The following is an 11760-nucleotide window of genomic DNA, read 5'->3' as shown; positions in this document are numbered from 1 at the left end:
GGCCCTCATGGAGCGTGCGCGGAGCGAGGCGGCAGGCGCCGCCGGCGGAGACGCCGGGCGCCTTCCGCTTGCCGTGGTCGTGGTGGACGGCCGGGGCCTTGTCTCGCACTGGAGCACCGGCGCACGCCGGCTCTTCGGCCACCCCCGGGAGGAGGCCGTCGGGGCGCCGGCCGTGGAACTGATGCCGGTCTCGGGTGCGTTCGAGGCGTCCGCGTACCCGGTGGGCGGGCGGGCCCGCACCGCCGATCCCGGGGACGGTGCACGGGACGTGTTGTGGTGGGCCTACCCGCTGGTCGGTCCCGGTCCCGAGCGGCTGCTGCTGCTCGCCGCGGACGCCGACCGGGTGCGCCCGCCGGACGGCGTACACGACCGGGTCGCCCCGGGCTTCGCGTTGCACACCGACTTTCCCGGCGCCGGTGAACTCGCCCGCCGGCTGCCCGAGATCCTGCCGGGAATGAGCCCGCGGGAGAGCGGTCGCGTCGCTGCGCAGGTGCTGGAGCTGGGCTATCCGGTCCTGGAGTTCCAGCAGCACGAGCGCGTACCCGTCACCCCGGACTGGGGCGTGCCCCGACGGGTCGAGCGCCGGGCGCGGTTGCTGCGCGCCGCCGCGGAGGCCGAGGGCGAACCGGGGGGCCCACGGGCCGCGGCGGCGGAGCGGGCGTCCGGACCGGAGGCCGACCTGGCGGCCGACCTCGAGCACGCCGCCGTCCGTGAGCGGCTGGAGTTCCTCAACGAGGTGAGCAGCCGCATCGGCTCCTCGCTGGATCTGGCCCGTACGATCCAGGAGGTCAGCGAGGCGGTGGTGCCGCGCTTCACGGATGTCGCGGGCACCTATCTGCGTGAGCAGGTCGTCGCCGGCGAGGGCTTCCCGGACGGCCCGCCGGACGCCACCACGCTCTGGCACCGCGTCGCCGTGGAGCACGACGACGAGCCGGGGCGCTGGGACGACGTGGTGCCGGTCGGCGAGTCGATGGCCTTTCCCACGCACACGCCGTTCTTCCGGTGTATGACCACGGGCGAGCCGGTGCTGATCCCGCGGGTCAGCGAGGAGGCGGGGCGCGCCATCGCTGCGCAGTTCGAGAAGCGGGACATCGGTCCGCTCATCATCCACCGGTCGATGCTGGTGGTGCCGCTGAAGGCGCGCAGCGTGGTGCTGGGCTTCATGATCCTGCTGCGTCATCAGGAACGCCCGGAGTTCGACGACATGGACCGGGTGACCGGCGCGGAGCTCGCCGCCCGGGCCGGGCTGGTGCTGGACAACGCGCGGATGTACACGTATCAGGAGAACGTCGCCGAGACCCTGCAGGACAGCATGCTGCCGCGGATCGAGCCGCGGATGCCCGGCTGCGACACCGCGACCCGCTATCTGCCCGGTACCCGCCAGGGCCGGGTCGGCGGCGACTGGTTCGACACCATCAAGCTGCCCGGCTCGCGCACCGCCCTGGTGGTCGGCGACGTGATGGGACACGGGCTGAACTCGGCCGCGATGATGGGGCAGTTGCGCACGGCGGTGCAGACCATGGCGGCGCTCGACCTGCCACCCGCCCAGCTCCTGCGCAACCTGGACGACCTGGCGCAGCGGCTGGGCGACGGCTATCTCGCCACCTGCCTCTACGTGGTCTACGACCCCGTGCGGCACGAGCTGCGCATGGCCAACGCCGGGCACATCCCGCCGGTGCTGGTCCGCGCGGCGGACGGGCGCAGCCGGCTGCTGGAGCTGCCGACGGGCGCGCCGATAGGGGTCGGCTCGGTGCCGTTCGAGACCGTCACGGTGCCGGTCGCGCCCGGGGACCGGCTGGTGCTGTGCACCGACGGTCTGGTGGAGGTCCGCGGCACGGACATCGGGGACGGGCTGGCGGCGCTCTGCGAGTCGGCGGCGCATCCCGCAGCCTCCATGGACGCGGCCTGCGACACCGTCATCCGGGAGCTGGCCCGGGTGACGGCCACCGACCGCGGCGGCCGCAAGGACGATGTCGCGTTGCTGATGGCCCGGCTGAACGGCATCGCCGAGGAGGACGTGGCGGTGCACCCCTTCCCCCGCGCGCGGCGCGAGGTGCCGCGGGTGCGCGGCTTCGTCCGCGACCGGCTGCACGCCTGGGGGCTGCGCGGGGAGCTTGCGCACAGCACCGAACTGCTGGTCAGCGAAGTGGTCACCAACGCGGTGCGGCATGCGCGGGGGGAGCGGATCGTGCTGCGCCTGGTCCGTACGGACGCGCTGCTCTGCGAGGTGTCGGACGACGACGCCGCCCCGCCGGAGCTGCGGGCGGCCGGGCCCGAGGACGAGTCCGGGCGCGGGCTGCGGGTGGTCGACCGGCTCGCGCGGGCCTGGGGCACCAGCCGCACGGCCACGGGGAAGACCGTGTGGTTCGAGCAGACGCTGCCACGGGCGGGAAGTTCAGGGTAGGGCCGGGCGGGGGAGGCGGCGCAGGGCGGGCGGGAGAGGCGCGCAGGGGCCGGAGGGAGAGGCACAGTGAGCATGCCGGGGCAGTACGCCGACGCCTGGGAGAGTTTCTGGCGGGATGCGCCGAAGGAGGCCGGCACGGTCTTCTGGGACGCGGCACCGGAACGCACGGCGGGCCGCCACCTGCCGCTGTTCGGCCCGCACTTCGGCGGGCGTCCGGTGGTGGACCTGGGGTGCGGCAACGGCACCCAGACCCGGTTCCTGGCCCGTCGTTACCCCCGGGTGGTGGGCGTGGACCTCTCCGAGGCCGCCATCGGGCGGGCCCGCGAGACCGTCGCGGCACCGCCGGGTCCCGCGGCGGCCGCCCCCGGCGCCGCGACGCCCGCTGTCACGGGTCCCGGCCCGGAGGTTCCGGACCGCCCGGAACAGGCCAACCACGCACCCGACTTCCGGGCCCTCGACGCGGCCGATCCCGGTGCGGTCCGCGCGCTGCGGGAGGAGCTGGGGGAGTGCGACGTGTACCTGCGGGGCGTCCTCCACCAGTGCCCGCCGCACGACCGTCCCCGGATAGCGGCGTCCGTGGCCACCCTGGTCGGGGAGCGGGGTCGCGCCTTCGTGGTGGAGCCCGCCGAGGCGGGCGGCGCGACGCTGGCCTCGCTGATGGGCCGGCCCGGTGGGCCTCCGCCGTCGCTCGCGGCGGTCTTCGCGCACGGGATACGGCCGATGGAGATGCCGGACGCGTCCGTGCCGGAGTTCTTCCGGGAGGCGGGGCTGGAGGTGCTCGACGACGGCACCGCACCCCTGGCGCTGACCGTCGCCGGGGAGGACGGCACGCCGCTGGACCTGCCCTCCACGTGGCTGGTCGCGGGCCGGGCCGATGGCTGACCGCGGCTGTCCCCGCCGAGCGGTTCCCGTACTCCACCCAGGGGTGAATCCGGAGACCGGAAAGGGGTGTAAGGGGCGTTGCGGGTGGGCGGCCGGTGAGGCCCGTCACAGCCTCGGAGGGTTGCCCCGTGAGGGCTTGCGTTTCCGTCACAGAGGGACCACGCGCAGGTCAACGATGCCGTGGCCGGGAGTGACGGCCTTTCAGGTGGTGTAGACCTCAGGCGTTGTCCACAGGGGTTTCACCGCGCTGTGCGACCGCGTAACGTGACGCCTCATGAAGATCTTGATCAGTGCGGACATGGAGGGCGCCACCGGTGTGACCTGGCCCGCCGACGTGCTGCCGGGGACGCCGCAGTGGGAGCGGTGCAGGCCGCTGTTCACCTCCGACGTCAACGCGGCGGTCGCCGGGTTCTTCGACGGGGGCGCTGACGAGGTCCTCATCAACGAGGCGCACTGGACCATGCGGAACCTGCTGCTGGAGCGCCTCGACGACCGCGCGCAGATGCTCACCGGCCGGCACAAGGCGCTGAGCATGGTCGAGGGCGTCCAGCACGGAGACGTGGACGCCATCGCCTTCGTCGGGTACCACACCGGCGCCGGCACGGAGGGCGTCCTCGCCCACACCTACCTCGCCAACTCCGTCACCGGCGTCTGGGTGGACGGCGTCCCGGCCGGCGAGGGCCGGCTGAACGCACTGGTCGTGGCCGAGTACGGGGTCCCGGTGGTGCTGGTCACCGGCGACGACCGGGCCTGCGAGGACGCCAAGGGGTACGCGCCCCGGGCGCGCACCGCCGCGGTCAAGGACTACGTCTCGCGGTACGCCGCGGTCTGCCGCACCCCCGCGCGCACCGCCGCCGACATCCGGGCGGCCGCCCGGGACGCCGCCGCGCTCGCCGGGCGGTACGAGCCGGAGGCGGGCGGGCCGTACGAGGTGGAGCTGGAGTTCGACGCCGAGCACCTGGTCGGCGCGGCCAGCGTCGTGCCCGGGGTGGAGCGCTCCGGCGTCCGGCGCGTGGCGTACACGTCCCCGACGATGTACGAGGGGATCCGCTGCTTCAAGGCGGTCACCACGCTCGTCTCGTCCGCCGTGGAGGAGCAGTATGGCTGAGCCGCACATCGACCCGCAGGCGCTGGACGAGGTGGTCACCTTCACCTCGGAACTGATCCGGATCGACACCACCAATCACGGCGGCGGCGACGGCGTGGAGCGCCGGGCCGCCGAGTACGTCGCCGAGCGGCTGGCGGACGTGGGCGTGGAGCCCACCCTGCTGGAGAAGGCCCCGGACCGTACCAACGTGGTGGCCCGCATCCCGGGCACCGACCCGTCCGCGGACGCGCTGCTGGTCCACGGCCATCTGGACGTGGTGCCCGCGCAGCCGGAGGACTGGACCGTCCACCCGTTCTCCGGAGAGGTGCTGGACGGCGTGGTCTGGGGCCGCGGCGCCATCGACATGAAGAACATGGACGCCATGGTGCTCGCGGTGGTCCGCGCGTGGGCCCGGGCGGGCGTGCGGCCGCGCCGGGACATCGTGCTCGCCTTCACCGCGGACGAGGAGGACAGCGCGGAGTACGGCTCGGGTTTCCTCGCCGACCACCACCCCGGCCTCTTCGAGGGCTGCACGGAGGGCATCAGCGAGTCCGGCGCCTTCACCTTCCATGCGGACGACGGGCTGCGGCTCTACCCCGTCGCGGCCGGCGAGCGGGGCACGGCCTGGCTGCGGCTGACCGCGAGCGGCGCCGCGGGCCACGGCTCGAAGGTGAACCGCGCCAACGCGGTGAGCCGGCTCGCCGGCGCGGTCACCCGCATCGGCGAGTACGCCTGGCCGGTGCGGCTCACCCCCACCGTGCGGGCGGCCCTCACCGAGCTGGCGCTGGCGAACGGGCTGGAGGCGCCCGACCTGGACGCCCCCGGCTTTGACGTCGACGCGCTGCTGGCCCGCCTCGGGAGCTCCGCCGCCCTCGTCGAGCCGACGGTCCGGAACAGCTCCAACCCCACCATGCTCGAGGCCGGTTACAAGGTGAACGTCATCCCGGGCCGGGCGACGGCGTTCGTCGACGGCCGCATGGTGCCCGGCGGCGAGGAGGAGTTCCGGGAGACGATGGACCGGCTCACCGGGCCGGACGTCGCGTGGGAGTTCCACCACCGGGAGACACCGCTCCAGGCGCCCGTCGACGCCCCGGCGTTCGCCGTCCTGCGGGAGGCGCTGGAGCACTACGACCCGACGGCGCGGGTGGTGCCGTTCTGCATGTCGGGCGGCACGGACGCCAAGCAGTTCTCCCGGCTCGGCATCACCGGGTACGGCTACTCCCCGCTCCGGCTCCCCGCGGGCTTCGACTACGCGGCCCTGTTCCACGGCGTGGACGAGCGGGTGCCGGTGGACGCGCTGCACTTCGGCGTCCAGGTGCTCGACCGGGCGCTGCTCGCGCTCTGAGCCCCGTGCTGCGGGCCCGCCCGCAGCACGGGGCCCGTCCCGTCCCGTCCGTCAGGAGGAACATCCGCACATGGCTCTCACCCGGTCCCCGTACGGAAGCTGGCCGTCCCCCGTCGACGCCCGGCTGGTGGCCGCGCACGACGGCCGTCCCGAGTACCTGGACGCCGTCGGCGAGGAGTTCTGGTGGACCGCGCCGCGCCCGGAGGAGGGTGGCCGTCGTGCCCTGATGCGGCTCCGCCCCGGCGACGGCCCGGCCGAGTCCGTCCTGCCCCCGCCGTGGAACGTGCGCAACCGGGTGATCGAGTACGGCGGGCTGCCCTGGGCCGGCACCGCCCGGGAGCGGGGCGGCCCGCTGGTCGTCTTCACCCACTTCGCGGATCAGCGGCTCTACGCGCTGGCCCCGGACGAGCCCGGCGGGGCCGAGCCACGCCCGCTGACCCCGCTCTCCCCGGTGGGCGGCGGGCTTCGCTGGTGCGATCCGGTGGTCCGCCCCGAGGAGGGTGAGGTGGTGTGCGTCCTGGAGGAGTTCACCGGTGAGGGCCCCACGGACCTGCGCCGCACCCTGGTCGCGGTGCCGCTGGACGGCTCGGCCGCCGAGGACCGCACCCGGGTCCGCGAACTCACCGGCGACGCACACCGGTTCGTGACCGGCCCCCGCTACGCCCCCGACGGACGGCACGCGGTCTGGCTCGCCTGGGACCACCCCGCCATGCCCTGGGACGGCACCCTGCTGCGCCTGGCCCGGGTCGGGGAGGACGGCGCCTTCCACGACGTCCGCACGGTGCTCGGCGGCCCGGGGGAGTCGGTGGCGCAGGCAGACTGGTCCGGAGACGGGCGGCTGCTCGCCGCCACCGACCGCACCGGCTGGTGGAACCTGCACCGTGTCGACCCGGAGACCGGTTCCGCCGTGAACCTGTGCCCACGCGAGGAGGAGTTCGGCGGCGGCCTGTGGAAGATCGGCCTCCGCTGGTTCGCGCCGCTGCCCGGCGGTCTGGTGGCCGCGGTGCACGGCCGCGGCCGTACGGCTCTGGGCATCCTGGACCCGGAGACCGGCGAACTGGTGGACGCGCCCGGGCCCTGGACGGAGTGGGCGCCGTCGCTGGCCGTCGCCGGCGACCGGGTGGCCGGCATCGCCGCCGCACCGCACCGGCACTACGAGATCGTGGAGCTCGACACCGCCACCGGGCACAGCCGGGTGGTCGCCGCCGAGCACCACGACCCCGTCGACCCCGGCTACTACCCGGTGCCGTCCCTGCGGACCTTCGAGGGCCCCGGCGGGCGGGAGGTGCACGCCCACGTCCATCCCCCGCACCACCCCGACCACGCCGCCCCCGAGGGCGAGCTCCCGCCGTACGTGGTCTGGGCGCACGGTGGCCCCACCAGCCGGTCGCCGCTCGTCCTCGACCTGGAGATCGCCTACTTCACCTCCCGCGGCATCGGCGTCGTGGAGGTGAACTACGGCGGTTCCACCGGCTACGGCCGCGCGTACCGCAACCGGCTCCGCGGGCAGTGGGGGGTCGTGGACGTCGAGGACTGCGCCGCCGTCGCCCGCGCCCTGGCGGCCGAGGGCCTCGCCGACCCGGAGCGGCTGGCGATCCGCGGCGGCAGCGCCGGAGGCTGGACCAGCGCCGCCTCCCTCACCTCGCCCGCCGCCGCGGGCGTCTACGCCTGCGGCACCATCGCCTACCCGATCCTGGACCTCGCCGGCTGGGCGGAGGACGAGACGCACGACTTCGAGTCGCGCTATCTGGAGACGCTGGTCGGCCCGTTCGCCGAGCACGCCGAGCGGTACCGGGAGCGCTCGCCGGTCACCCACGCCGACCGTGTCGAGGTGCCGTTCCTGCTGCTCCAGGGGCTGGACGACGTGATCTGCCCGCCCGTGCAGTGCGAGCGGTTCCTGGAGCGGGTCCGGGCCACCGGGCGGGGGGTTCCGCACGCCTATCTCACCTTCGAGGGCGAGGGGCACGGCTTCCGGCGCGCCGGGACCATCGTCCGGGCGGTGGAGGCCGAGTTCGCGCTCTACGCCCGCACCTTCGGCATCGCCCGCGACGACCTTGCCCCGCTGGACCTGGAGGCCTGACCGCCCGGGGTCGCGCGAGCCGCGGCGCGGCAGGCGGCGCCGGACCGCCGGGCTCCGGCCGGCGGCCCGGCGCCGCGGAGGGGCACACCCGCACCGGTGGGTGCGGGCGGCGGGCCCGCTCCGGCGGACGTTCAGGCGTAGACGCTCTCGACGAAGGCGGCGAGCTGACTGTCCGACAGGTGCTGGGCCAGGTCCGCCTCGCTGATCATGCCGACGAGGCGCTTGTTGTCGATCACCGGCAGCCTGCGGATCTGGTGGGTCTGCATCTCCTCCAGGACCTCGTTCACATCGGCGTGGGCGTCGATCCAGCGCGGCGTGCCGTGTGCGAGGTCGCCGGCGGTCACCCGGGACGGGTCGTGACCCTGGGCGACACACTCGACGACGATGTCGCGGTCGGTGAGGATGCCGCACATCCGCTCGTCGGCGTCGCTGATCGGCAGCGCCCCCACGCCCAGCCGGCGCATGAGCTGCGCGGCGCGGTCGAGCGTCTCCGTCGCCGGGATCCACTCGGCGCCGGGGTGCATGATGTCGGCGGCCGTGGTCATCGGGACACCTCCTGACCTGGGGTCGGCCACATTTCCCTCCCATGGTCCCGCGTCACCCGACGGGCGCAACCGGAGCGGGCGCTCCCGCCCTCGCCCGCCCCGCCCGGCGACGGCAGCGGGCCTGTTCAAGCCGGGCCGGAGCGTGTTCCATGGTCATCCGGGGGCGCCGGCAGGCGGCGGCCCGGGGGAGAGAGCGAGGTACCGGTGGCCACGACCGTACGCAGCAGCACCCTGACCCTGCCGGCCGCGCCCGTCGGGCCCGGGAACCCGCTGCCCGCCCTGCTCCCCCTGGACGAGATGCACACCCTGGACGAGCGGGAACGGGCCGCGCTGCCCCCGGAGATGGCCCGCCAGGTCGGCTACGCGCCGCTGCGTTCCGTGCTGCCCACCCGCCTCCTGGACGGCTACGGGCGCCGCCGTACGGTGACCGGCCTGGAGGCCGTCGTGGTGGAGAACGACCGGCTGCGCGCCACCGTGCTGCCCGGCCTCGGCGGCCGGGTGCACTCCCTGCACCACAAGCCGACCGGGCGTGAGCTGCTCTACACCAATCCGGTGCTGCAGCCGGCCTGCTTCGCGCTCAACGGCGCCTGGTTCTCCGGCGGTATCGAGTGGAACATCGGCGCCACCGGCCACACCACCCTCTCCTGCGCGCCGCTGCACGCCGCGCGGGTCCCCGCACCCGACGGCGGGGAGATGCTGCGCCTGTGGGAGTGGGAGCGGCTGCGCGACACCCCGTTCCAGGTGGACCTGTGGCTGCCGGAGGGCTCCGACTTCCTGCATGTCGGCGTCCGCATCCGCAATCCGCACGACCGCACCGTGCCCGTCTACTGGTGGTCGAACATCGCGGTCCCCGAGCACGAGCGGACCCGGGTGCTGGTGCCCGCCGAGGAGACCTGGCACTTCGGCTACGCCCGCACTCTGCGCCGCATACCCGTGCCGGAGTGGGAGGGCGCCGACCGCAGCTATCCGCTACGCAGCGTCTTCCCCGCCGACTACTTCTACGAGGTGCCCGGGGACGCCCGGAAGTGGATCGCCTCGCTCGACGAGCACGGCCGCGGCCTGGTGCAGACCTCGACCGACCTGCTCCGCGGCCGGAAGCTGTTCGTCTGGGGCTCCGGGCCCGGCGGCCGGCGCTGGCAGCGGTGGCTGACCGAGGAGGGCACGCCCGGCTACGCCGAGATCCAGGCCGGTCTCGCCCGGACACAGCTCGAACACGTGCCGCTGGAGGCGGGCGGCGAGTTCGCCTGGCTGGAGTCCTACGGGCCGCTGGAGGCCGACCCTGCCGCGGTGCACGGCCCGGACTGGGGGGCGGCCCGCGGCCACGCCGCCGAGCGGCTGGAGGAGGCGCTGCCGAGGGCCGCGGTGGATGCCGCGTTCGCCGCCTGGCGCCCGTACGCCGACGCCGCCCCCGAGGGGCGGCCGCTGGCCCGCGGCTCCGGATGGGGCGCGCTGGAGGTCGCCCACGGGGGCTTCGCGCTGCCCGGGACGCCCTTCACGGAGGACACCCTCGGGCCCGAGCAGCGTCCCTGGCTGGAGCTGCTGCACGGCGGCGCGCTGGGCCCCGGCCCGTCCGGCGCCGACCCGGGGCCCACCCTGGTGGCGCCCCACTGGCGCGAGCTGCTGGAGGCGGCTCCGGCGGACGCCCGCACCGACTACCACCTCGGGGTCGCCCAGTGGCACGCCGGCGACCGGTCGCAGGCGGTGCGGAGCTGGGAGCGGTCGCTGCGCGCGGCGGAGACCCCGCAGGTGCTGCGCTGCCTGGCGGTCGCCGAGCAGCAGGCGGGGGAGACCGGCCGCGCCGCCGGGCTGTATCTGCGGGCCGTCGAGCGGGCTGCCGCGGACGCCGACGCCACCGGGACGGCCGCCCGGGGCGCCGGGGCCCGTTTCCGGCGCACGCTGTCCGCCGCGCTGGCCCGCGAGGCGGTGCCCGCCCTGCTCGCCGCGGACCGCGCGGCGCAGGCGGCGGAAGTGCTGGCGCTGCTGGATCCCGAGGTGCGGGAGCACGGCCGGTTCCGGCTGCTGCGGGCCCGGGTGCTGGTGGCGTCCGGGGAGCGGGAGGCGGCCCGGGCCCTCTTCGATGCGGGTTTCGAGGTCCCGGACCTGCGGGAGGGCGACGAGATCCTCGGCGAGACCTGGGCGGAGCTGACCCCGGAGCCGCTGCCGGAGCGCTACGACTTCCGCATGCGCCCCTCCTGAGGCGCCGCGGGGCACACCTGCCGGCCGCCCGTACGGGCCGACCGGGGCCCCGCACGGGCACCCCCGCGACCGAACGGGCACCGAACGGGCATGCCGGGGCCCGGTAACGGGCATCGCCGGACCCCCTCGCTCCGGCGTTCGCGCCGGAACAGGGGCCTGGGCCCGGGTCCGGGTACGGGCGAAAACGGGCACGATCCGTTCCACGACGAGCCTGGTTCCCCCATGCTGTGACCTGTACAACTCTCTCCACGGGCCCGAACGGGCAGCCGGATGCCCGTTCGGAGCGGGCCGGGACACCCGTACGGAGGAGAGGAGACGGGAGCGTCATGAGCGCGGAGGAACGGCAGCGGGAGATCGTCGGGACGGCCCGCCGCGCCGGGTCGGTCGACGTGGGCGAGCTGGCCGCCGCCCTCGGGGTGGCCCGCGAGACCGTCCGCCGCGACCTGCGCGTCCTCGAGTCCCACGGCCTCCTGCGCCGTACCCATGGCGGGGCCTACCCGGTGGAGAGTGCGGGCTTCGAGACGACCCTCGCCTTCCGCACCACCATGCACGTACCGGAGAAGCGGCGGATCGCCGCGGCCGCCGTCGACCTGCTCGGCGACGCCGAGACGGTCTTCATCGACGAGGGCTTCACCCCGCAGCTCATCGCCGAGGCGCTGCCCCGTGACCGGCAGCTCACGGTGGTCACGGCCTCGCTCGCCGCAGCCGGCGCGCTGGCCGAGGCCGAGGAGTGCACCGTGCTGCTGCTGGGCGGGCGGCTGCGCGGCGGCACGCTGGCCACCGTCGATCACTGGGCCACCAAGATGCTCTCCGGTTTCGTCATCGATCTCGCCTTCCTCGGCGCCAACGGCATCTCCCGCGAGCACGGGCTCACCACCCCCGATCCCGCGGTCAGTGAGATCAAGGCCCAGGCCCTCCGTGCCGCCCGGCGGCGTGTCTTCGCCGGCATGCACACCAAGTTCGGCGCGGTGAGCTTCTGCCGCTTCGCCGAGGTCGGCGACTTCGAAGCGATCGTGACCACCACCGGCCTGCCCGCCCCGGAGGCCCATCGGTACTCGCTCCGGGGGCCCCAAGTGATCCGGGTCTGACACCCCCGCCCGGAACGCCACCGCACCCGCCGTACCGCGGGGTGCGGCCCCCGGCACCCTCCCGGCGGCACCCTGCCGGGGCACGGCAGCCACGACCAGGACGCAACACCCCCGACACGACGGTGTACGCACA

8 protein-coding genes are annotated in these 11760 nt (G+C 75.1%); 7 read left to right on the top strand and 1 reads right to left on the bottom strand.

The window, feature by feature from the left end:
- Positions 1-7 precede the first annotated feature (7 nt).
- From HOY81_RS07255 to HOY81_RS07235, 5 genes are all read left to right on the top strand, one after another.
- Positions 8-2404 (top strand): SpoIIE family protein phosphatase, encoded by a 2397-nt coding sequence (locus tag HOY81_RS07255; RefSeq protein WP_237319386.1) that lies wholly within the window; start codon positions 8-10, stop codon positions 2402-2404.
- Positions 2405-2470: 66 nt separating this feature from the next.
- Positions 2471-3286: a class I SAM-dependent methyltransferase gene (locus HOY81_RS07250; RefSeq protein ID WP_237319385.1), complete on the top strand. Its 816-nt coding sequence runs from the start codon at positions 2471-2473 to the stop codon at positions 3284-3286.
- Positions 3287-3560: 274 nt separating this feature from the next.
- Entirely contained in the window at positions 3561-4394 is an 834-nt protein-coding gene (locus HOY81_RS07245) for a M55 family metallopeptidase (protein ID WP_237319384.1), read from the top strand.
- Entirely contained in the window at positions 4387-5718 is a 1332-nt protein-coding gene (locus HOY81_RS07240) for a M20/M25/M40 family metallo-hydrolase (RefSeq protein WP_237319383.1), read from the top strand. Before HOY81_RS07245 ends, HOY81_RS07240 begins: the two co-directional genes overlap by 8 nt.
- A 70-nt stretch (positions 5719-5788) precedes the next feature.
- The gene (locus HOY81_RS07235) at positions 5789-7798 is read left to right on the top strand and encodes a prolyl oligopeptidase family serine peptidase (protein ID WP_237319382.1); all 2010 of its coding nucleotides are present in this window, start codon (positions 5789-5791) and stop codon (positions 7796-7798) included.
- A gap of 131 nt (positions 7799-7929) precedes the next feature.
- Here HOY81_RS07235 and HOY81_RS07230 read toward each other — a convergent pair whose 3' ends face one another.
- On the bottom strand, positions 7930-8343 hold the full coding sequence (locus HOY81_RS07230; RefSeq protein WP_237319381.1) for a CBS domain-containing protein: 414 nt from the start codon (positions 8341-8343) through the stop codon (positions 7930-7932).
- 204 nt (positions 8344-8547) lie between these two features.
- Here HOY81_RS07230 and HOY81_RS07225 point away from each other — a divergent pair, with 204 nt between their 5' ends.
- Positions 8548-10539: a DUF5107 domain-containing protein gene (locus HOY81_RS07225; protein WP_237319380.1), complete on the top strand. Its 1992-nt coding sequence runs from the start codon at positions 8548-8550 to the stop codon at positions 10537-10539.
- 326 nt (positions 10540-10865) lie between these two features.
- Positions 10866-11627 (top strand): DeoR/GlpR family DNA-binding transcription regulator, encoded by a 762-nt coding sequence (locus tag HOY81_RS07220; RefSeq protein ID WP_237319379.1) that lies wholly within the window; start codon positions 10866-10868, stop codon positions 11625-11627.
- Positions 11628-11760: the final 133 nt, after the last annotated feature.

The organism is Streptomyces sp. JJ36, assembly GCF_021696945.1.
In the GTDB taxonomy this organism is placed as follows: domain Bacteria; phylum Actinomycetota; class Actinomycetes; order Streptomycetales; family Streptomycetaceae; genus Streptomyces.
This window is presented reverse-complemented; position numbering and strand designations above follow the sequence as displayed.

Excerpts from the sequence above, each read along its gene's own strand:
- HOY81_RS07240 (WP_237319383.1), top strand. The coding sequence starts at position 4,387 with ATGGCTGAGCCGCACATCGACCCGCAGGCGCTGGACGAGGTGGTCACC.
- HOY81_RS07235 (WP_237319382.1), top strand. The coding sequence starts at position 5,789 with ATGGCTCTCACCCGGTCCCCGTACGGAAGCTGGCCGTCCCCCGTCGAC.
- HOY81_RS07255 (WP_237319386.1), top strand. The coding sequence starts at position 8 with ATGGAGCGTGCGCGGAGCGAGGCGGCAGGCGCCGCCGGCGGAGACGCC.
- HOY81_RS07220 (WP_237319379.1), top strand. The coding sequence starts at position 10,866 with ATGAGCGCGGAGGAACGGCAGCGGGAGATCGTCGGGACGGCCCGCCGC.
- HOY81_RS07230 (WP_237319381.1), bottom strand. The coding sequence starts at position 8,343 with ATGACCACGGCCGCCGACATCATGCACCCCGGCGCCGAGTGGATCCCG.
- HOY81_RS07245 (WP_237319384.1), top strand. The coding sequence starts at position 3,561 with ATGAAGATCTTGATCAGTGCGGACATGGAGGGCGCCACCGGTGTGACC.